The organism is Streptomyces sp. 1-11 (assembly GCF_007176755.1).
GTDB lineage: Bacteria > Actinomycetota > Actinomycetes > Streptomycetales > Streptomycetaceae > Streptomyces.
Genome location: NZ_BJTV01000024.1, coordinates 18044 through 39472, shown reverse-complemented (window position 1 = coordinate 39472; position 21429 = coordinate 18044). Strand labels below are relative to the sequence as shown.

Annotated in this window: 18 protein-coding genes and 2 pseudogenes; 16 read left to right on the top strand and 4 right to left on the bottom strand. The window is 70.9% G+C overall.

What is annotated here, in order from left to right; translation table 11 throughout:
* Window positions 1–76: 76 nt before the first annotated feature.
* Both TNCT1_RS33210 and TNCT1_RS33200 read left to right on the top strand, forming a co-directional pair.
* Window positions 77–853, top strand: a complete 777-nt coding sequence (locus TNCT1_RS33210) for an alpha/beta fold hydrolase (RefSeq protein WP_143639605.1) — start codon at window positions 77–79, stop codon at window positions 851–853.
* A gap of 308 nt (window positions 854–1161) precedes the next feature.
* Entirely contained in the window at window positions 1162–1767 is a 606-nt protein-coding gene (locus tag TNCT1_RS33200; protein ID WP_143639603.1) for a dihydrofolate reductase family protein, read from the top strand.
* A gap of 30 nt (window positions 1768–1797) precedes the next feature.
* Here TNCT1_RS33200 and TNCT1_RS33195 read toward each other — a convergent pair whose 3' ends face one another.
* The gene (locus TNCT1_RS33195) at window positions 1798–2103 is read right to left on the bottom strand and encodes a hypothetical protein (RefSeq protein WP_143639601.1); all 306 of its coding nucleotides are present in this window, start codon (window positions 2101–2103) and stop codon (window positions 1798–1800) included.
* A 203-nt stretch (window positions 2104–2306) separates the two neighbouring features.
* Between TNCT1_RS33195 and TNCT1_RS33190 the strand changes: the two genes are divergently transcribed.
* The 3 genes from TNCT1_RS33190 (at window position 2307) to TNCT1_RS33180 (ending at window position 3446) form a co-directional block, all read left to right on the top strand.
* Entirely contained in the window at window positions 2307–2723 is a 417-nt protein-coding gene (locus tag TNCT1_RS33190) for a polyketide cyclase (protein ID WP_143639599.1), read from the top strand.
* Entirely contained in the window at window positions 2723–3151 is a 429-nt protein-coding gene (locus TNCT1_RS33185) for a MarR family winged helix-turn-helix transcriptional regulator (RefSeq protein WP_143639597.1), read from the top strand. Before TNCT1_RS33190 ends, TNCT1_RS33185 begins: the two co-directional genes overlap by 1 nt.
* A 94-nt stretch (window positions 3152–3245) precedes the next feature.
* A complete protein-coding gene (locus TNCT1_RS33180) occupies window positions 3246–3446 on the top strand; it encodes a hypothetical protein (RefSeq protein WP_143639595.1) in 201 nt (66 codons plus the stop codon).
* Window positions 3447–3582: 136 nt separating this feature from the next.
* Here TNCT1_RS33180 and TNCT1_RS33175 read toward each other — a convergent pair whose 3' ends face one another.
* On the bottom strand, window positions 3583–3840 hold the full coding sequence (locus TNCT1_RS33175) for a hypothetical protein (protein ID WP_143639592.1): 258 nt from the start codon (window positions 3838–3840) through the stop codon (window positions 3583–3585).
* A 176-nt stretch (window positions 3841–4016) separates the two neighbouring features.
* On the opposite strand from TNCT1_RS33175, the gene TNCT1_RS33170 reads away from it, so the two are divergent.
* Window positions 4017–5138, top strand: a complete 1122-nt coding sequence (locus TNCT1_RS33170; protein WP_143639589.1) for an amidinotransferase — start codon at window positions 4017–4019, stop codon at window positions 5136–5138.
* Window positions 5139–5184: 46 nt separating this feature from the next.
* Window positions 5185–6084 (top strand): DMT family transporter, encoded by a 900-nt coding sequence (locus TNCT1_RS35675; protein ID WP_160160450.1) that lies wholly within the window; start codon window positions 5185–5187, stop codon window positions 6082–6084.
* A 532-nt stretch (window positions 6085–6616) separates the two neighbouring features.
* On the opposite strand, the gene TNCT1_RS33160 is transcribed toward TNCT1_RS35675, so the two are convergent.
* Complete coding sequence (locus TNCT1_RS33160) at window positions 6617–8806, bottom strand: MMPL family transporter (RefSeq protein ID WP_143639585.1); 2190 nt, start codon at window positions 8804–8806, stop codon at window positions 6617–6619.
* Window positions 8807–9063: 257 nt separating this feature from the next.
* Between TNCT1_RS33160 and TNCT1_RS33155 the strand changes: the two genes are divergently transcribed.
* From TNCT1_RS33155 to TNCT1_RS33120, 8 genes and pseudogenes are all read left to right on the top strand, one after another.
* Entirely contained in the window at window positions 9064–10326 is a 1263-nt protein-coding gene (locus tag TNCT1_RS33155) for a sensor histidine kinase (RefSeq protein ID WP_143639583.1), read from the top strand.
* A gap of 5 nt (window positions 10327–10331) precedes the next feature.
* Window positions 10332–11018 (top strand): response regulator transcription factor, encoded by a 687-nt coding sequence (locus TNCT1_RS33150; RefSeq protein WP_143639699.1) that lies wholly within the window; start codon window positions 10332–10334, stop codon window positions 11016–11018.
* Between the two features lie 378 nt (window positions 11019–11396).
* Window positions 11397–11531, top strand: a pseudogene (locus TNCT1_RS33145) (3'(2'),5'-bisphosphate nucleotidase CysQ); the annotation flags it as partial.
* A 648-nt stretch (window positions 11532–12179) separates the two neighbouring features.
* Window positions 12180–13061 (top strand): glyoxalase III HchA, encoded by an 882-nt coding sequence (gene hchA, locus TNCT1_RS33140; protein WP_143639580.1) that lies wholly within the window; start codon window positions 12180–12182, stop codon window positions 13059–13061.
* A gap of 360 nt (window positions 13062–13421) precedes the next feature.
* A pseudogene (locus tag TNCT1_RS37050) lies at window positions 13422–13659 on the top strand (hypothetical protein); the annotation flags it as partial.
* Between the two features lie 83 nt (window positions 13660–13742).
* The gene (locus TNCT1_RS33130) at window positions 13743–15710 is read left to right on the top strand and encodes an acyl-CoA dehydrogenase (RefSeq protein ID WP_143639577.1); all 1968 of its coding nucleotides are present in this window, start codon (window positions 13743–13745) and stop codon (window positions 15708–15710) included.
* A gap of 390 nt (window positions 15711–16100) precedes the next feature.
* A complete protein-coding gene (locus TNCT1_RS33125) occupies window positions 16101–16658 on the top strand; it encodes a PadR family transcriptional regulator (RefSeq protein ID WP_143639574.1) in 558 nt (185 codons plus the stop codon).
* Between the two features lie 78 nt (window positions 16659–16736).
* Window positions 16737–18461: an acyl-CoA dehydrogenase family protein gene (locus tag TNCT1_RS33120; protein WP_143639572.1), complete on the top strand. Its 1725-nt coding sequence runs from the start codon at window positions 16737–16739 to the stop codon at window positions 18459–18461.
* Between the two features lie 290 nt (window positions 18462–18751).
* Here TNCT1_RS33120 and TNCT1_RS33115 read toward each other — a convergent pair whose 3' ends face one another.
* Complete coding sequence (locus TNCT1_RS33115) at window positions 18752–19204, bottom strand: hypothetical protein (protein ID WP_143639570.1); 453 nt, start codon at window positions 19202–19204, stop codon at window positions 18752–18754.
* Between the two features lie 554 nt (window positions 19205–19758).
* Between TNCT1_RS33115 and TNCT1_RS33110 the strand changes: the two genes are divergently transcribed.
* Window positions 19759–21369: a hypothetical protein gene (locus TNCT1_RS33110; protein ID WP_143639568.1), complete on the top strand. Its 1611-nt coding sequence runs from the start codon at window positions 19759–19761 to the stop codon at window positions 21367–21369.
* The last annotated feature ends 60 nt before the right edge of the window (window positions 21370–21429 follow it).

Below are 21429 nucleotides of genomic sequence, written 5' to 3'. Positions count from 1 at the left end.
AATGCCCCGTCCGGGTGCAGAAGTTTCAATGAACGCACGGGGCAAATGACCCAGAGCATCGACCGGAAGAGCCATCATGGACACGACGCAGCAGACGCTACTGCCCACTTACGACCATCGCACGGGGACCGGACCGACTCTGGTGTTCCTGCACTACTGGGGTGGTTCCGCCCGCACCTGGGACCTCGTCGTCGACCGCCTGGCGGGCCGTGACGTGCTCACGGTGGACTTCCGCGGGTGGAGCCGGTCGAGCGCTCTGCCCGGTCCCTACACGCTCGGTCAGCTCGCCGACGACACGCTCGCCGTGCTCGCGGACGCGGGGGTCACCGACTACGTCCTGGTGGGGCATTCGATGGGCGGCAAGGTCGCACAACTGGTCGCGGCCACCCGGCCCGCCGGCCTGCGCGGCATGGTTCTCGTCGGCTCCGGCCCGGCGAAGCCTGCCGCACAGATCACTCCCGAGTACCAGGAAGCCCTGTCGCACGCCTACGACTCCGCCGAGTCCGTGGCCGGGGCACGGGATCACGTCCTCACCGCGACCGAGCTTCCCGAGCCGGTCAAGGCGCAGATCGTGACCGACTCGCGGACCGTCGCCGACGCCGCCCGCACCGAGTGGCCGCTGCACGGCATCGCGCACGACATCACCGAACACACGCGCATGGTCAGCGTGCCCGTTCTCGTCGTCGCCGGAGAACACGACCAGGTGGAGCCCGTCGGCGTGCTCCGCGACAACCTGGTGCCCTACCTCTCCCACCCCGACTTCGTGGTGGTTCCCCACACCGGTCACCTGATCCCGCTGGAAGCCCCGGCCGACCTCGTCGACGCCCTCACCGCATTCGCGCCGGCGGCCTGACCGTCCCCACGGTTGCCGGGCAGGCCGCGACTGTGGCAAGCCTGCTGTGACAACGCAGCTCGCACCGGGCACCTACCGGTGCCGGGCGATCCCGGAGGCGGCCGCCCGTGCGGCCGCCTCCACCGCGCAGTGGATCGACACCGCCCCCACCACACCACCGGCCAGGCACAGCCCCTCATCACCCCTGGTCCGGACCGCCCGCCCGCACAATCGCCCGGCAGCCCGCCCCCGCGCGCCCGGTGGGGCGGAACCGGCGATGAGTTCTGGGCGGGTGCGCGGTCTACCCACGTCGACGAAGGGAGCGCACCATGCGCGAGATCATCGTTTGCACGTTCCTGACGCTGGACGGCGTCATGCAGGCGCCAGGCGCTTCGGATGAGGATGCTGAGAGCGGCTTCCAGCACGGCGGTTGGCAGAAACCGGTGTCTGACGACGAAGTCGGCAGGGCCGTCGCCGGGTGGTACGAGCACTCCGACGCGATGCTGCTCGGCCGCAAGACGTACGAGATCTTCGCGTCGTACTGGCCGACCGCCGATCCCGGCAACCCGTTCACCAGTCGGATGAACAGCATGCACAAGTACGTGGCGTCTCGGAGCCTGACGTCCGTCGAGTGGCAGAACTCCACGCTGCTGAAGGGGGACATCGTCGATGCCGTGCGCAAGCTGAAGGAGTCCGACGGCGGCAACATCAATGTCGTCGGCAGCGGTGATCTCGCCCAGACCCTCATGCAGCACGGCCTTGTCGACGAGTACCGGCTGACCATCCATCCGGTGATCATCGGCACCGGCAAGCGGTTGTTCGCCGACGGAGCGATCCCCACTGCGCTGGAGCCGGTCAGCGTCTCGACGACGAAGGGCGGCACCATCGTCGGCGTCTACCGGCCGCACGGCGAGCCCAGCTACGACAGTTACTAGCCGGGCTCGAGCACGCAGGCCTTCCGAGGCTCAGGGCCCTGGCTCGCGGGCCGTGGGGCCATCCCACGCGCACTGGGCTGCACCCTGCTCCCAGCCCCACACGATCAGTTCGCCGTCCAGGGCTGACTTGTCCGGCAGTTGCGCGGTGCCCACCACGATCTCCGGGAACGCCGGGCCCATCTGGGTGCCGCGGCGCGAGCGCAGCATGACGGTGTCCGCGTCGATGCAGATGGCCGCGCGGAAGCCGTCCCACTTCGGCTCCGCCGCCCAGCCCGGGGGCAAGGCCGGATCGGACCCGGGGGCGGCGAGCGTCGGCTCCGGCAGAGTCCAGGTCATGAGCCATGCCTTTCACGTTGCAGGCGGATGCCTGGGTGGCGAGGCGGAGCCTCATGCGTGAGGTGGGACCCTCTGGGTGGCGCGGGCGGGCAGTGAGTCGGGTGGGCGACTGCGGCACCGCGGGATGGGCTCCATGCACCAATGGACAGATAGTCCGCGCGCAGATAATCTATGGATGGATCATCAAGGGAAGGAGATCATTCATGTGGGAGTACGAGCACAGCATCGAGACCAGTGCCACCCCGAGGGCGATCTGGCGGCTCTGGGCCGACGTCGAGAACTGGGGCACCTGGAACGCCGAGATCGAGAAGATCGAGATGAACGGCCCGTTCGCGACGGGCACGCAGATCACGATGACCCCGCCCGGCGACGACGCGGTCCTGCTGCGCATCGCTGAGGTGGTCGAAGACGAATTGTTCGTCGACGAGGCGCGCTTCGACGGCCTGCTGTTGCGCACCGTCCACCGGATCGACCGGATCGACCAGGACCGGATCCGCGTGGTGTACCGGATGGAGATCACCGGTACCGGCGCCGACGAGGCCGGCCCGCAGATCGGCCCGGGAATCACCGCCGACTGGCCCGAGACACTGGCTTCGCTGGCCGAGCTGGCGCTTCGCTGATGACCCTCAGCCCCGGCGACAGCCCCGGGTTCCTGTTGTGGCACGCCACTCTGCGCTGGCAGCGCGACATCGCCACAGCCCTGGCCCCGCTCGATCTCACCCACGTGCAGTTCGTGCTGCTCGCTTGTACCTGGTGGCTCAACACCCAGGGCGAGCATCCCAACCAGCTGGCTCTCGCCCGCCAAGCCGGCACCGACGTCAAGATGACCTCCCAGGTACTGCGCACCCTGGAACACAAAGGACTCATCGAGCGAGAAGTCGACCCGGCCGACACCCGCGCCAAACGACTGCGCGTCACCGGTACCGGCGCCGACCTGGCCCCCCGCGCGATTGCCGCAGTCGAGCACGCCGACGCACGGTTCTTCCAACCGGTACCCCTCGACGACGCGGTAGCCCTGCTCGGCCGCCTGGCCCATCCCGAAACCTGAAACGCCCTTACCGACAACTGCAGGCCCTCGTACTGGATCAGGCATCACCGCCAGGACTGCCTCGGCATCGCCTGCAAGCTCGGCTGGGAGCGCTGTGATCAACGGATTGTTGCTGTCGGAGAGCGGCCTGCGCATGTCCTCCGCCGCTATCGTGCCGTGTGCTTTCCTCTTCCTCGCCGTCGGCGCACCGCTGACCGGCCTGCTCAACCCGGGCTCCGGCGCCGAAGCTTCCCGGCCGGCGTACGGCGGTGAAGACGCTGTCCACGGCCGGGGTGCGCATGACGGCGAGTGGTAGTCCTCGCGCTCCGTCTGGGCCCAGGTGGGGTCGTCGGCGTCGCGCGCCGGCGCCCGGTGGACGAAGGCGTCCCAGCCTTGCCATACGGTCGCAGGAGCCGGCGGGGCGAACCCGACGGCCTCGTGGGAGATCGGGCTCACCATCGCAGGGACTCCTCGCAGGGGTCGTAGACCGTCACCTCGGGACGCCTCGGTGCAGGCACGCCGGCTTCCTGGACCGGGCCGGGGGGGCAGTCGCCCGGTGGTGCGGGTTCAGCCGGCCAGACATTCAGCGCGCCGTCATCGTCGGTCAGGAGCTCGAGCTCCTCGTCGTCCTGGCTGTCGCCGAACACCTCGTCGTCCTCGGACTCATCGGCTTCCGCCTCCGACTGCCGGCCGTACACGATCCCCCACACCGCACCGTCGGTCGCGGAGGTGCGGGCGCGGGCGGACCGATGTGGCCGTCTCCGGGGTTTTCGGTTCTACGGCCCGGGTGACCCGGAGGAGACCCACTGGGGTCGGTGGGGGACGAACTCCGTTCGTTCCGGTGGCAGCACATGTCCATGAGAAGTCGCCGAGGGCAGGAATGCTGATGCAGCAACGGTCCACCGCACCGGCCGGACTCGGTGAGCCCTCCACGTCGCCGGTCAGTTCACACAACGAGTGGGACCCCTTGGAGGAGGTGATAGTCGGGCGTCTCGAAGGCGCCACGATTCCCTCCCACCATCCGGTCGTGACGTGCAACATCCCGCCGTGGGCCGCACGGCTCCAAGGCCTCGCCGCCGGATTCCGGTACCCACGCTTTCTCATCGAGCAGGCCCAGCGGGAGCTCGACGGATTCGTCGCCCTCCTGGACTCCCTGGACGTCACGGTCAGGCGGCCCGACGCGATCGACTTCAGGCAGCGCTTCGGCACACCGGACTGGTCGGCACGGGGATTCTGCAACACGTGTCCGCGCGACAGTCTGCTGGTGGTGGGCGACGAGATCATCGAGACGCCGATGGCGTGGCCGTGCCGGTATTTCGAGACGCATTCCTACCGGTCGTTGCTGAAGGACTACTTCCGGCGGGGCGCGCGCTGGACCTCGGCGCCGAAGCCTCAGCTCACGGACGAGTTGTTCGAAGCCGACTTCCGTCCCCCGGCCGACGGCGAGCCGATGCGCTACGTCCTGACCGAGTTCGAGCCTGTCTTCGACGCGGCGGATTTCGTGCGCGCCGGGCACGACCTCTTCGTCACCCGGAGCAACGTCACCAACCGCATGGGGATCGAGTGGCTGCGCCGGCATCTCGGGCCGGGGTACCGCGTCCACGAGATCGAGAGCCGCTGCCGCACCCCCATGCACATCGACACGACGTTCGTCGTCCTGGGCCCCGGCCGGGTGATGGTGAACCCGGAGTACGTCGACCTCGGGCGCCTGCCCGAGGTGCTCGACTCGTGGGAGGTGCTCGTCGCCCCGGAACCCGACCCCATCGACGACCCTCTGCTCAAGATCACCTCGATGTGCGGCAAGTGGCTGAACATGAACGTGCTCATGATCGACGAGAAACGCGTGATCGCCGAGCGCCATCACGCCACGATGCTGAGGGCGCTGGAGGAGTGGGGGTTCGAACCCGTCCCGTGCGACCTGCTGCACTACGCCCCGTTCGGCGGGTCCTTCCACTGCGCGACCCTGGACGTCCGCCGGCGCGGCACCCTGGAACCGTACGTCCGATGACCCCGCACCCCACGGACCAGGTGACCGGCCGAGGATCTGATCCGCCTTGCTGAGCGCACTGCTCGCGGTGCTGGCCGCCGTCGCCAACGGCCTGGCCTCCGTGCTGCAGCGCAAGGCTGCCCGGGACCGCCCGGCCAGCGAGAGCCTGAGCTGGCGGCTCATCCGGCATCTCCTGCACCGGCCGGTGTGGTTCGGCGGGGTCGCCTCGATCACCGCCGCGTTCCTGCTGCAGGCCGTCGCTCTCGGTATCGGCCGGATCTCCGTGGTCGAGTCCATCCTGGTCCTCGACCTCCCAGTGGCGCTGATCCTGTCGTCGCTGCTGCTCCACGACCGGATGCGGGCGCGGGAGTGGGCGGCCGCCGCGGCGATGGCCGCCGGGCTCGCCGGGATGCTGCTCAGCCTGGAGCCGGCCGCCGGGTCCGCCGGCGCGGTCAGCGGACCGGCGTGGGCCATGGCGTCGGGCGCCAACGTGCTGCTGATCGCCGCGGGCGTCTGGTGGGCGCGGCTGAGCGGCGAGGGCGCCCGGAAGGCCGCAATCCTGGGCACCACCACGAGCTTCGGTTTCGCCCTGACGGCCGCCCTGATAAAGGGCGCGACGGGCACCGTCGGACACGGCATCGGCGGCCTGTTCACCAGCTGGCAGCTCTACGCCATGATCGTCGCCGGTGCCGCCTCGATGTTCCTGCTCCAGTCCGCGGTCCACGCGGGGCGTCTGCTGGCCGCCCAGCCCGGTCTCTCCCTGGGCGACCCGGTGCTCTCCATGCTGTGGGGGACGGTGGTCTTCGGGGAGACGGTGCGCGGCGGGTGGCACATCGCCGTGGCCGCCTTCGCCGCCGCGCTCGTGGGCATGGCGGTCTTCGTACTGGCTCACTCCCCGGCACTGGCCGACGACGACGGCCGGCCGGACGAGTCCGATGCGACGCCCGTCGCCGGTGAGGCGGCATAGCCACCCGGGCGTGAGAGGCCAGGCCGTCCTCCCCGGCGCTGAAGAGCCGTCGCGAGGACGTCTTCCTGGCCGCCAAGTTCTTCCTGCCCATGGACCGGAACGACCCCGACCGGCGGGGCGGTTCGCGCCGCCGGATCATCCGCACGGTCGAGAACTCCCGCAGATCGTCGAAGCCCAATGGACCTCGCGAACGGAACCTGGAGTGGTGCGTCACCGAGCAGCCGCCCTGCTCGATCCTCGTCCGCGGCATCGACGAGGACATGTGGCTGGCTGCGGAAGACGAGCGTGCAGCACCAGCTCACCGGTGCCGCGGTCAACCGACAGCGGCCAGGATCCACCGGCGGGGCCGGCAGCCGTACCGGCGTCTTTCTGATCGTCACGGTGCGAGCAGACCCGCGCCCGAACCCGCACGAGCCCCGTGGCAGCACTTCGCCCCGCCGCATGGCGGCGGGGCGAAGCCACCAGGCCCGAACGGGCCGGCAGCGTCTCGGGGCCGGCCGGACGTCCGGGGCAGGTGGAAGTAGAGGGGCGGTCAGGGGATGAGGACGCGAGCGGGGGGCGCGGCGGAGGCGCTGGGAGGCTGGTGGCGGTCGGGGCGGAAGGGCCACCAGAGGGCGCGGCCCAGGAGGGTGGCCAGGGCCGGGACCACGGCGAGCGAGAGGACGACGGCGGAGAGGAGGATGCCGAGCGTCAGCGCGAAGGCGATCTGTGCGCTGCCGGGGGTGGCGGCGAGGGTGGCGAAGGAGCCGGCCAGGACCAGGCCGGCGGTGGCGACGGCGGGTGTGGTGTGGCGGACGGCGCGGGCCACGGCGGCGCGGGCCGGCCCGGGGTGGTGCATCTCCTCGCGGATCCGGTCGGTGATGAGGATGTTGTAGTCGGTGCCCAGCGCGACGACGAACAGGAACAGCACCAGCGGGAGGGTGAAGCTGACGCCGGGCTCGTCCAGCACGTGCTGGAACAGCAGGGTGGAGGCGCCGAGGGTGGCGGCGAAGCCGAGCCCGACGGAGAGCATCAGGACCGCCGGGGCGAGCAGGCTGCGCAGGAGCAGCAGCAGGATCAGGGCGATCAGGGCGGCGGCGACCGGGAAGACGACCGTCAGGTCGTGGTCCACGGCCACGGAGATGTCGGCGAAGACCGCCGCCGTACCGCCGACGTGGGCGCTCGTCCCGGCCGGCGTGTGGGCGGCGACGGCGGCGCGGACCGGGCCGGAGGCGAGGTCGCGGGCCCGTGCGCTCTGCGGGTCGGCGGTGAGAAAGAGGTCGATCCGGGCGGCGTGATGGTTCTTGTTCAGGACGGTGCCGCCGACCTGGCCGACACCCTCGGTCTTGGCGAGGGCGCGGGAGAGGCCGTCGAGCCGGGCGGGGTCCAGGGTGCCGCCGTCTGTGGCGGTGACGTAGACGGTGGTCGGGTCGGACACGCCGGCCGGCAGGGCGCGTGCGATCTCCTTGGCGGTGGCCGCGGCCGCCGTCCCGGAGTCGCCGCCCTGACCGTAGTCCATCCGTATCCCGGTCATTCCGGCGGTGAGGACGCTGAGCAGCGCGACGGAGCCGAGCAGCAGGACCATCGGACGACGGGCGACGAAGGCGCCGTAGCGGGCGGCCGCGCCCGCCCGCGGCTCCCGGTGCAGGCTGCGCGAAGGCCAGAACATCTTGCGGCCGCAGGCGGCGAGCAGGGCCGGCATCAAGGTGAGACTGCCCAGCAGCATGATCAGGACGGCGACGGCGATCGCCGGGCCGAGCGAGCGGAACTGCCCGAAGCTCGCCACGCCGAGGGTGGCGAAGGCGGCCACGATGGTCAGCGCGGCCGAGGTGATCGCGGTGCCGACCCGTCCGGACACCTCGGCGGCCGCCTCGCGGACGGGCTGGCCGGGCCGGGCGCGCAGGTGCTCGCGGAACCGGAAGAGCAGGAACAGCAGGTAGTCGACGCCGATGCCGAGCAGCACCACGGAGATCAGGCTCGGGGTGGAGACGTCCAGCCGCAGGCCGGTGAGCGTCGCGGCGCCGGCCACGGCTCCGGCGGCCACGGCGCCGATCAGGGTGACGGCGAGCAGCGGCAGCACGGCCGCGAGCACGCTGCGGAACACCAGCACGTTGAGCAGGACGATCAGCACGGTGACCAGGATGCTGCCGATCAGCGCGGCGACCCGGTTGTCGTCCGTGCTGTCGGCGGCCTCGGCCAGTCCGCCGGTGAACCCGGTGCGCATCCCGACGGCGGCGAACTTCGCGCGGGCGGAGTCCCGGAAGGTCCGGTAGACCTCCTGGACGCCCTCGTCCACGGCGCTCCCGGTCAGTTCGACGGAGAGCAGCTCGAAGCTCCGGTCGGGCGCCGTCGTCGCCGGGGCGATCCGGGGGGTCTGCGAGCGGTCGGGCTTGAGGAACGCCGGCTCGTCCTCGTCCCTCGGCATGGTGACCCGGCGCTTGCCGAGGCCCGCCGCCTCGACCTCGATCCGCCGCTGGTCGCCGTCGGTGAGCGCCTTGCCGTCGCTCCGGGCGACCAGGACCGTGACCGTAGTGGCGTCGGGCTTCACCCCGAACTCCTCCTCGGCGATCCGCAGGGCGGCGGCCGAGTCGTAGCTCTTCGGCAGAAAGTCACCGGTCTGGGACTGAGTGACCCGGCCGAGCAGCATCGGGCTCAGCGCGCCCAGTGCCAGTCCCAGCACCGCCCAGAGGGCGATGACCTTCCATGCATGTCTGGTGGAGAATCCGGTCAGTGCGCGGATCACGGTGCCCTCCGGCTGATGGACGCGAACGTCGGCCCTTTCGCCGGGGGTCCCCGGCGGGCTTCCAGACCATCAGGCGAACAGGGTGCCGGACGTCCGGACAGCGGACGATCCGGGCCGGGGCCCCCGGTCCCCCGGCGGGCCGGAACCGGGACCGTGCTCCTGGTCCGCCCGCCCGCCCTCGGCCGGGAGGACCATCCGGGCCCGGGCGGGCCGGTGCCAGAATGAGGCGTCAACGCTGGTCGACCGGGAGGACGAGGATGGACGGGCGTCAACACCCCGGCGCGGCCGTGGACGAGGCGCCGCGGAAACGTACGGACAGCCTGCCGTGGACCCAGGCGGACGCGCTGGTGGCCGTCGGAACCGGCTCGCTGGACCTGCTCACCCACCTGGTCGTCAGCGCGGCGCCGGGCACCCGCGGCGTCGGCGTGCCGGGCTTCGTCCTGCTCGTGCTGTCAGGCCTGCCGCTGCTCGCCCGGCGCCGCCACCCGGTGCACGCGCTCGCCGCCGTCCTGGTGCTCCAGTCCGCGATCGACCTGTCGACCCCGATGGGCACCCACTTCGGCGCCGTCCTGATAGTGGCGGTGTACTCGGTCGCCCGGAACCGCGCCTGGCCGGTCACCGCAGGCGCCGCCGCGGCTACGGCACTGGTGACGATGCTGAGCCAGAGCGACTTCCCGGTGCCCTCCGCGGAGGCCGGCATCGCGGCCGCCGCCTCCACCGCGCTCGTGGCAGGCGGCGGACTCACGGCCGCCCGCTGGCAGCGCCAGGTGGACGCCAACCGCAGGCTGCTGGCCGACCGCGCGGTGGCCGAGGAACGCCGCCGCATCGCCCGGGAGTTGCACGACATCGTGGCCCACCACATCACCACCATGCAGCTGATGGCCGGCGGCGCCCGCGCCAACCTCGCCAATCCGGAGGTGGTGCGGGAGGCCCTGGTCACCCTGGAGTCCTCCGGGCGGCTGGCGCTGCGCGAGATGCGCCAGCTGCTGGACGTCCTGCGCGCCGGTGACGAACCGGACGCCGCCCCCGCCTCGCCACAGCCCGGGGCCGACGACCTCGGCCGGTTGGTGGACGAGTCCCGTCGGGCCGGGCTGCCGACCGCGTTCAGCGTGCGCGGGCCGCGTCGGCCGCTGCCGCCGACCGTCGGCCTGACGGTGTTCCGGATCGTCCAGGAAGGCCTGACCAACGCGCGTAAGTACGCGGGGCCGGCCAGCGCGTCAGTCGTGCTGACCTACCGCGCCGACGCCATCGGCGTCGAGGTGCGCGACGACGGCCGGGGCGTGCCGTCCCAGGACGCGAGGCACGAACCGGTGCGGAGCGGGTACGGCCTGATCGGCATGCGCGAGCGGGTCACCCTGCACGGGGGCACCCTGGAGGCGGGACCGCGGCCGGAGGGCGGCTTCGCCGTGGTGGCCGAGCTGCCGCTGGCGGCGGAGGACACGGCCGAGGCGGCCGTCCAGAGCGGGGAGCCCACCGAGCGCGTCGGCGGCGGGCTGCGTGAGGACGTGATGTACCGGTGACGGCCGTGACACCCAGGATCAGGGTCCTCATCGTGGACGACCAGCCGCTGGTCCGGCGCGGTCTGTCGCTGATCCTCTCGCCGGACCCCGCCTTCGAGGTGGTGGGCGAGGCGGAGGACGGCGCGCAGGCCGTCGTGCTCGCCCAGCGGCTGAGCCCCGACGTCGTGGTGATGGATATCCGGATGCCCGTCCTGGACGGGGTCGGCGCGACCGAGGAACTGGCCCGCACGCTGCCCGGATGCCGGGTCCTGGCGCTGAGCACCTTCGACATGGACGAGTACGTGGTGGCCGCGCTGCGCGCCGGCGCGTACGGGTTCCTGCCCAAGGACGTCTCGCCGGAGGACCTCGCCGCCGCGATCCGCACCGTCCACACCGGGGAGGCGGCGGTCGCCCCGCGCCTGCTGACCCGGCTGATCTCCGCCTACGTCCGGACGCCGCTCGGCGCCCCGCCACCGCCCGACGTCGTCACGGGGGAGCTCACACCCCGGGAGGTGGAGGTGTGGCGGCTGATGGCCACCGGCCTGGACAACGCCGCGATCGCCCGGACCATGGACATCAGCCACTCCACGGTGAAGAACCACATCACCAACCTCTTCGGCAAGCTCAACGTGCGCGACCGCGCCCAGGCGGTCATCGCGGCGTACGAGTCCGGCCTGATCACCGCCCGTTCGGGGGGCGGCCACCAGGCCTGACGGGAAGGCCGGTGACCCGAGCCGGAGATTCGTCGGCAGCAGGCGGCGACGCCGGCCGCGCTGCTGTTTGCCGGGACCACGCTCATCCCTCGTGAGCTGGTGAGCCTGGGCCTGCGGACCGCCGCGTGGCTCGGCACGGGGTGCGTCTCCTGGGGCCCGGCGGCCCACCCGCCCGATCGCGGTGGCGGTCGCCGAGGCGCAGCTGCGCCGGCGCGGGTGCGCCCGCAGGGCGGACAGGGCCGGGGCGTGGGGACGGCTGCAGCGGGGGACAGGGCCGGGGCGTGGGGACGGCTGCAGCGGGGGACAGGGCCGGGGCGTGGGGACGGCTGCAGGGGGGACTTGCAGGTCCGCCGCCCGTGGATCGGGGCAAGTCCGGTCGACGACACGGCCCTCGACATCCTGCGCCCCCGCGTGGATCCGGCCGAGGGCAACGTCAACCACCTGCACGCCCTGCTGGAGTGGGCGGTGACCGCCACCCTCGCGCGTGAGAACCAGCCGGTGCTCACTGTGATGAGCACCCGGTCCACCTCGGTGGCCATCAACCGCTGGCAGGTCACCGACGTCACCTGCCAGAAGAGCACCGGGCACACCGTCGTGCTGCTTCCGGAGCAGGGGGGGAGCATCCTATGAAGGTCTCCAGCTCCATATTCCGCCCCTCGTCGGCGAACCGGTACTGACCGATGAGACCGAGGGACAAGGCGAGCCTTACTTCAGCACCCATGTCATAGAGGTCGGAGGAGGCCAGCCCTCAGGCAATTACAAGGTGCACGCGATCGTGCCATGGGGTAAGTCGTGCCAGTGGGGCATCAAAGTCCGCTACACCGACCCCTACCAGACCGAACGGTGGGTCCAGCTGAAAGACAGCAACGGCAAGCCCCTGCGGATACGCACCGACTCCATACCCACGGACGCCCGGGAGACGTGGGGTCTGATCGTCCAGCCAGGAGACTGTGCGATCAGTCGGGGAAATGCATTGTGCATCCGACGACGTAGACCGCAGCCCGGAAGATTCGTCCTGCCGGACAATTTCTGGCAAGTTATAATTGGTGAGGATTTTTGGGAAGAGTTGGTCGACTTCAACCTTTCCCGTCCTGACGGTGGTGCACCCGCCGAACGGCTGCTGCCGAGACCTTCAGCCCGCCATGAAAGCAGGTCGTCAGCATGTCATCTGCCAAAGACGATTCGAACAGGGCCCCCACTCCGGATCCGGCCGAGGATAATGCGTTTTTCCCGTCACCGTATTCGCTGAGTCAGTACACCGCCTCGAAGACGAATTTCGACGGAGTGCAGCACAAGGGCGCTTACACCGGGGGAAAGTGGAAAGTGCTCATGATCGCGGCGGCGGAACGCTACCTTCTGACGCAGAACGGAACGATGTTCTCCACCGGCAACCACCCGGTCGAGATGCTTCTTCCGGCTCACCACTTGATGGAGGCGGGCTTCGACATCGACGTCGCCACCGTGGGCGGCTATCCGGCGAAGCTCGAACTGTGGGCCATGCCGGGCGAGGACGAAGCGGTGCAGGCGACCTATGAAGCCCTCAAACCGAAGCTGAAGCAGCCCAAGGACCTCACCGACGTCGTCACCAACGATCTCGGCGAGGACTCGCACTACATCGCTGTCTTCATCCCGGGCGGACACGGGGCCGTCGTCGGTCTGCCGACCAGCGAGGACGTCACGAAGACGCTCGACTGGGCTATGAACAACGACAAATACGTCATCACCCTTTGCCACGGGCCGGCCGCACTGCTGGCCGCCTCACTGGGCAAGGAGCAGTCGCCGTTCAAGGGCTACGACGTCTGCGTCTTCCCCGACTCGCTCGACGAGGGACCCAACCTCGACATCGGCTACCTTCCCGGCCGATTGCAGTGGCTCGTCGCCGGACTGCTCCGGGAGCAGGGAGTGAATGTCATCAACGACGACATGACCGGAAAGACTCATCGGGACCGCAAGCTCCTCACAGGAGACAGCCCCCTCGCCTCTCACGGCCTCGGCCTGCTCGCGGCCGACGCGCTCGTCAAGGAGGTACAGAGCGAGGCTTGATACCGTCCGGGGCGGCAGGACGCGGCCCCCATCCGGGGCACCGCCTACCCAGATGACGCGCCCCACGAAGCCAAGCCGGCCACGTAGCAGCTGCTCGTCGGCGCCGTCGGCAGCTGGTCGAGCCAGGCAAGCGACGCAAAATGGCCGCGGCGAGCCAGTCGGGTACGGGGATCACTCGTGCGCCCGGTGACGCTGTACAACGCGCAGGACCGGACCGGACGTACTGGGTGCCCTCGGGGTCCACAAAGCGTACGTATCGCGTACAGACTGCGCGCAAAGCCGCTGCGGAGCGGAGCGGGCGGGGCTCACTCGATCCGTTCGGACGTGAGGGACGCGGCTCTGGAGCGCTGGTTCCCGCGGATCCTGGACGCCGTCACCGCCGGCCCGGCCTTCGTCCGCAACGGCCGCATGGACCTCCTCGCCGCCAACCAGCTTGCCCGCGCCTGCTTGACCGTGGTCGTCCAGTCCGAGGGCGCGACCCTGGCGGTACCCGCCGACCTGCGACTTCCTCTACGGCGAGTGGCTGCGCGCCGAGTACGAGGCCGGACAGGTCCCTCAGCCGGCCCCGATGCCCGATCTGGCCCTGCTGATCACCATGACGCGGTCCCGCGCCCCGCGCCGACCGTGCTTGGCGCCACGGTCGCGTCGGTTGATCGTCGCGGCCCGGGGTAGCGAAGCGGCATGGCAACCGAGAACAGCTCCGCCCCCGCCGGCGGCCGGCTTCAGCCCGGGATCGACGTCCCGGCCCTCACCGCCGTCCTCGACGGCGAGTACGCCGGGATCCGGGACCTCGTCCGGACCAACCTGGTCACCCATGCCGCCGTCCTCGACGAGGCCGACGCGCTCGGCATCGACGCGTTCCGGGAGAGGGTCCGCGATGTCGTAGTCCAGTTGGCCGCGACCGGTCAGACCGGCATGGGCTTCCCCGGCGCGTACGGCGGCGGCGACGACGTCGGCGCGTCGATCGCCGCCTTCGAGACCCTGGCATTCGGCGACCTCTCCGTCCTCGTGAAGGTCGGCGTCCAGTTCGGGCTCTTCGGCGGAGCCATCCTGCATCTCGGCACCGACCACCACCACAAGACCTACCTGCCCCGCCTGGTCACCGGAGAGCTGATGGGCTGCTTCGCCATGACCGAGGTGGGTCACGGTTCCAACGTCCAGGCGCTCGGCACCATCGCCCGCTACGACCCGGAGAACCGGGAGTTCGTCCTCACCACTCCCGACGACCAAGCCCGCAAGGACTACATAGGCAACGCCGCCCGCCACGCCGAACTCGCCGTCGTCTTCGCCCAGCTGGAGGTGGACGGCCGGACCGAGGGAGTCCACGCCTTCGTCGTTCCCCTACGGTCGGACGGCCGGGTCCTGCCCGGTGTCGCCATAGAGGACGACGGCCGGAAGATGGGCCTCAACGGCGTCGACAACGGACGCATCCGCTTCGACGGGGTACGCGTCCCCCGCGAGGCGCTCCTCGACCGCTTCGCCCAGGTCACCCCCGAAGGCCGCTACGAGAGCGCCATCGAGAACCCCGACCGACGCTTCTTCACCATGCTCGGCACCCTCGTGCAGGGCCGAGTCAGCGTCGCCGGAGCCGGAGTCAGCGTCGCCAAGGTCGCACTGGCGGTCGCCACCAAGTATGCCGACCGGCGGCGCCAGTTCACATCGTCCCCGGACACCGAGGAACAGGTACTCCTCGACTACGGCCTCCACCAGCGCCGGCTGCTCCCCCTCCTCGCCCGCACCTACGCGCTGCACTTCGCCCAGGACGTCGTACGAGCCCAGTTGCACGAGATCTTCTCCAGCATCGAAAACGACCCGCAGGCACGGCGCCGCCTCGAGTCGCGAGCCGCCGGCATCAAGGCACTCGCCACCTGGCACGCCACCCGCGTCGTCCAGGAGTGCCGCGAGGCGTGCGGCGGCGCGGGCTACCTTGCCCGGAACCGCTTCGCCGCCCTCAAACGGGACAGCGACGTCTTCACCACCTTCGAGGGCGACAACCACGTGCTCCTCCAGCTCGTGGCCAAGGGCCTGCTCACCGACCACGCGACCGAGTTCGAGGACCTCGACCAGCTCGGTATGGTCCGCTACGTCACCGGCCTCGCCGTCGAGACCGTCATCGAGCGGACCTCGGCGCACAAACTCCTCGAACGTGTCCGCGACCTGCTGCCCGGTGGTGAAGCATGGGACCGGGAAGCCGGACTCCTCGACTCGGAGTACCACCTCGCCATGGTCCGCTTCCGCGAGGAGCACATGCTCGCCGGCCTCGCCCGCCGCATGAAGCGCGGCATCCAGCAGGACGAGCCCGGCGCGGTCTTCTCGCTGATCCAGGACCACGTCATCGCCCTCGCCCGGGCCCACGTCGAACGGCTGGTCACAGAAGCCTTCGTCGACAAGGTGCGGGCTCTTCCCGAGGGCACGGAGAAGGATGCCCTAGGCCTGCTGTGCGACCTGTTCGCGCTCTCCACCATCGAAGCCGACCGCGCCTGGTTCATGGAACACGGCCGGCTGACCGTCCAGCGGTCCAAGGCGATCAGCCGCGAGGTGAACCACCTCTGCCGCAAGGTGCGCCCCCTCGCCGTCGACCTCGTCGACGCCTGGGGCATCCCGGCTCCCGTCCTGCGAGCACCGGACCTGGTCGGCCCAGCCGACTGACGGCAGGAACGAGCAGCGCGGCGACGAGGACGGCTGCGGATCACCTGGACGGCCGGGTCCACGGCCCCAGCCGCACGACGTTCCCGGCGGACCGTTCCTGACCCGCCGGGGCGGGTCCACCGGGGCGAGCCCTCACGCCCGCGGCCACCGGCCTGGGGGCCGCAGCTCGGTGCTGCCCGTGGCGCGGGCCGCGGCTGGGCCGTTCGTTCAGCACGGTATGCAGATCGGCCTCCTCCAGCGACGACACTGCGGCCGCCGATCACGCTCCGTCGGATTTCCGCAGCCTCGGCACGCTGCCGTCGGCAGTGATGGGCGCGACTTGCCCCGGGTGAGCCGTGTCTCATCGGGGCAGCGTTGCTATGCAACGAGGTGCATAGGAGGATCGTGCGCATGGCGCTCGAGCACGCGATCCTCGTCTCCCTGCTGGAGAAGCCGGGTTCCGGCTATGAGCTGGCCCGCCGGTTCGAGCGGTCCATCGGGTACTTCTGGACCGCCACCCACCAGCAGATCTACCGCGTGCTCAAGCGGATGGAGAGCGACCGCTGGATCGACGTCCGGGACGTCCCGCAACACGGACGGCCTGACAAAAAGGAATACTCCGTCGCCCAGCCCGGCCGAGAAGCGCTCTCTGCGTGGTTGAGCGAACCGACCGAGCCGGAGAGCGTGCGGCACGACCTGGCGGTGAAGATCCGCGGCGCCGCCTTCGACGATCCGGCCGCCCTGATCAACGAGGTCGAGCGTCACCGGCAGGCACACACCGACCGCCTCGCCCACTACCTCGCGGGCGAGACCCGCGACTTCGGGGAACTCCCGGCGGACGGGCCGCTCGACGCCGAACGGGAACTCCAGCACGTCGTACTGCGCGGCGGCATCGCGTACGAACGCATGATGATCGCCTGGCTCGACGACGTCCTCGCCACACTCGCCCGCTTCGCCGCCGATCACTGACCGGCCGAGCAGGCCCTCACCGGGGCCCTGACCGCGCCCAGCCCCACCCTCATCCATCCCAGCCGAAAGGCGGCACCCGTGACCGACGCGCTGCTCTTCAACCCGCGCACCTACGACCCCGCGCACTTCGACCCCGAGACCCGCAGGCTGCTGCGCGCCACCGTCGACTGGTTCGAAGAGCGAGGCAAGCGCCGGCTGATCGAGGACTACCGGACCCGCGCCTGGCTCGGTGACTTCCTCGCTTTCGCCGCCAAGGAGGGCCTCTTCGCGACCTTCCTCACCCCTGCCTCCGCCGCCGCAAAGGGCGAGGGCGACAAGCGCTGGGACACCTCCCGCATCGCCGCGCTCAACGAAATCCTCGGCTTCTACGGCCTCGACTACTGGTACGCCTGGCAGGTCACCATCCTCGGCCTCGGCCCCGTCTGGCAGAGCGACAACTCCGCCGCCCGCGCCCGCGCCGCCGAACTGCTCTCCCAGGGAGAGGTCTTCGCCTTCGGCCTGTCCGAGAAGGCCCACGGCGCCGACATCTACTCCACCGACATGCTCCTGGAACCGGACGGCAGGGGCGGCTTCCGGGCCACCGGCTCCAAGTACTACATCGGCAACGGCAACGCGGCCGGGCTCGTCTCCGTCTTCGGCCGCCGCACCGACGTCGAGGGCCCCGACGGCTACGTCTTCTTCGCCGCCGACAGCCGCCACCCGGCTTACCACCTGGTCAAGAACGTCGTCGATTCCTCGAAGTACGTCAGCGAGTTCCGTCTCGAGGACTACCCCGTAGCTCCGGAAGACGTCCTGCACACCGGCCGAGCAGCCTTCGACGCCGCCCTGAACAGCGTCAACGTAGGCAAGTTCAACCTGTGCACCGCCTCGATAGGCATCTGCGAGCACGCCATGTACGAGGCCGTCACCCACGCGCGGAACCGCATCCTCTACGGCCGCCCCGTCACCGCCTTCCCGCACGTGCGGCGCGAGCTGGCCGACGCGTACGTCCGGCTCGTCGGCATGAAGCTGTTCAGCGACCGCGCCGTCGACTACTTCCGCACCGCGGGCCCCGACGACCGCCGCTACCTCCTCTTCAACCCGATGACGAAGATGAAGGTGACCACCGAGGGCGAGAAGGTCATCGACCTGATGTGGGACGTCATCGCCGCCAAGGGCTTCGAGAGGGACAACTACTTCGCCCAGGCCGCCGTCGAGATCCGCAGCCTGCCGAAGCTGGAGGGCACCGTCCACGTCAACCTGGCACTGATCCTCAAGTTCATGCGGAACCACCTCCTCGACCCGGTCGCCTACGAGCCCGTCCCGACCCGCCTCGACGCGGCCGACGACGACTTCCTCTTCCGCCAGGGCCCGGCCCGCGGCCTCGGCTCGGTGCGCTTCCACGACTGGCGGCCGGCCTTCGACACCTATGCCCACCTGCCCAACGTCGCCCGATTCCGTGAACAGGCCGACGCGCTGTGTGAGTTCGTACGCACGGCCGCTCCCGGCGAGGAGCAGAGCCGGGACCTCGACCTCCTCCTCGCCGTCGGGCAGCTCTTCGCGCTCGTCGTCCACGGGCAGCTGGTCCTGGAGCAGGCGGCCCTGGCCGGCGTCGAGGAGGACGTCCTCGACGAACTGTTCGCCGTCCTCGTACGTGACTTCTCCGCGCACGCTGTCGAGTTGCACGGCAAGGACTCCGCAACCGAGGAGCAGCAGCGCTGGGCACTCGGTGCCGTCCGGCGCCCGGCGGTCGACGAGGCGCGTTCGGAGCGCGTCTGGCAGCGCGTCGAAGCACTGTCCGGGGCATACGAGATGATGCCCTGAGGCCTCGGCACGGCCTCGGACGAGCCCGCGGGGTGCAGCGGCCGCCGCCGCACCCCGCGAGGAGTTCGCCGGTGAGCGTGGAGCGTGCGGCGAAGGCCAAGGTCCATCGATGCCGATGGCGGCCAGCCGCTCTACGCGTTCCGGCGTCCTTACCCCACATCCCGGCCACGGCCCCCTGCAGACCCCGGGCAGCCACGACGTATAGCTCGGTGCCAGACCCGCGTCCACGGTGACGGAGACGATACCGGCCTCGTCTTCGCCTGCCGGTTTCTCCCGCGGAGCCGGGCTGGTTACCAGGTGCAGATGGGCACCTGGGGGTCGCGGGAGCCGTAGCCGGTGTAGACGAGCGAGTCGGACACGTAGCCCTCGCCGGCGCCGTGCCCGGAGGTCGCCGGGTACAGGACGTAGTCCCAGTAAGCGTCGCCACTGACGGTCTGACCCGGGTACTGGCAGACAAGGCGAACTGGGAGCCGCGCCTCCAGCGTCGCCTGGACGGTGCAGTTCGTGCTCGGGTACGACTGCGGCGGGTGGTAGCAGTCGCGGACGTTGGCGTTGGCGTTCCAGATCGACACGCTCGTGGTGGCGAACGCCGGGGTGCCCATCGCGAGGGTCGCCAAGGCGACCCCGGTCGTTGCCAGGCCGAGGAGCAGTCCGCGGTGTCGGCGGCGGCGTGGCGCCGCCGTGGACGGCGTGCCGTCATGTTTCGTCGCGGACGGCGTGAGGGCGAGGGAAGAGATCGTCATCTTCGTGGTCCTTTCGCGAGGTCTGCCGGCCTGTGCTGGCCGCCGCTTCTGTTGTAGGCGCGCGCCACGCCCCGTGGCCGAGGTGTCCCACCGCCGGGCAGTCCCGTGCAACGCCTCTCCTGTGGCGGCCACGGATCTGCTATAGGCCGCGCGTCCGCGGCCCGCACGACCGGGGCTTGCACCGCGAAAAGCGCAGGCGGCGGCACAGAGATGGAGGCGGGGGCAGGCAAAGCCGGTGCCGACGGCCCCGGAGACCGGGTGCTGGCATCCGATGCTCACGTCACGGTCCTGGAAACGGGGCCGACGTCGGCGTCGCGACTGTGGCGCCGACGCTCATGCCCCGTTCGCGGCCCCGCGCGACGTCACGAGCGCCACCCCCGACACCACGGCCTTGTGCGAACCGGTCCGCCGACGGGCGGTGTAGTCAAGCCGGCTTTTCCGCTCCACTCGTCTGGCAATGTCCGGAATTGGTCTCACGGTCCGGGGCGCATCCGCTCATCCTGAAATACTCCGCAGAACCACTGGGCGGAGCGGCGCTCACGCGAGGGGCCGACATGGCGCGAACTGCCGTGACGAGACCGGCGTTCATCCGGTGGACACCGTGGCAGGTGCGGGCGGGCTGGCTGCTGCGCGCCCATCGCACGCGGCACCGGGATCCGGCGCTACGCGGGCTGGCTGGGTTCGCCCGCGCCTACCGTGAGGACTGGCGCCTCGCGGGCGGGGTCTCGCCCAGTTCGCTGTCGCGGTGGGAGAACGGCCTCGTTCCGGTGACCGCAGCCGCCGTCCTGCGCTACGAGTACCTTGTGGGCCTCGCCCCGTACAGCCTGCTGGCGCCCGTCCAGACCATCGCCCGGCACGAGGGCGGCCCGGCCGCGGCGGTGTTCCTCCGCGGGAACCGCGGCGCTCCGCAGGCCGGTCCCCGGATGGAGGCGCTGCTCGACCGGGCGCTCGACAGCGGGACACTCACCAGCACCGACTGGGACGACCTGACCCGGTGGGCCGTTGGCGGCGACGGACACGTTTCCCCGGGCCGGGTGCGCGGCGCGGTCGCGCGGCGGCTGCTGCAGGAGACCATGGTGGCCGACGGCGTCTCCTGGATGCGCCGCTTCGAGGCGCTGAGCCGGCTCATGACCGACCCCCTGTGGGGGCCCGAAACCATCTCCGTGTGCGCCGGCGTCGCGCAGCAACCCGACTACACCGGCCTGATCGACACGGTGTGCCTGCTGGACGCCAGCCCGCACCCGGACGCCGGTCGGGCCGTGCTGACCCAGCTCACCGATCCCACCACCGCCGACACGCGGTACGGGGCCTTGCTCGCCGCCGCGCGCAAGGTCCGCAAGCGGCACTTCACCGCCGGACAGACGCGGACCCTCGTGAACGTGGTGGACGACCTGCTGGCCGCCCCACACGCGCCGCACCCGCAGTCGGCCGTCGAGGCCGCCGCCGTCCTGCTGCACGGGCTTCCCCTGTCGGCCAAGCACGCCGAACGGCTCGCCGCCTCCGCGGCCAACCACAGTCCCAGCGCCCACGCCGTCGTGGCGCACGGCTCGCTGACCGATCCGGTCACGGCAGAGGTGACCGTCTCGCGCATTCTGGCCCGGCTCGACGACGCCCCCGGGCGGACCGCCAGCGTTCTGAGCGCGCTCGTCGGCGAACTTCTGCACCATCCGGTGACGGACGTGCGGCTGCACGCGGCGATGCTGCTGCAGGCCAGCCCATACGGGTCCCAGATCGCCGCCGCCCTGGCCACGGAACTGCGGCACCCGGCCACCGCCCGCACCGAGGACCGCGCCGTCCCCATCCTGTACGCCCTGCGCGTGCTGGGCGGCCCCGGTCAGCGCGCGGTCGTCGCCGGTCTCACCCTCGCCCCGGGCCTGCCCACAGGCGTCTCCGTCGCGGCCGTGCACGCCCTGGCGCACATCGGGGGCAGCAGCCCGGAGAGCTACTGGCGTGCCGTCTTCGGCAAGTACACCCGGCACCCGGCCGGCGCCGCCGACCAGCACGGCGACCTGAAGCGCCTCGTGTACTGCTTCGCGATGGGGGGCGAACTCAACCTGCTCACACGGCTGGTGGCAGAGGAGCAAGCCCGGACGGCTTCCGCCCGCCACCTGTCCGACTGGTGGACCGGCCTCGACCGCCACGTCCGCGACAGCGCCCTGCAATGACCCGGTCGACGGGCCGGTGAGCGGGGGCGGGACCTCGACGCGGACGTGTCGCACCGGCAT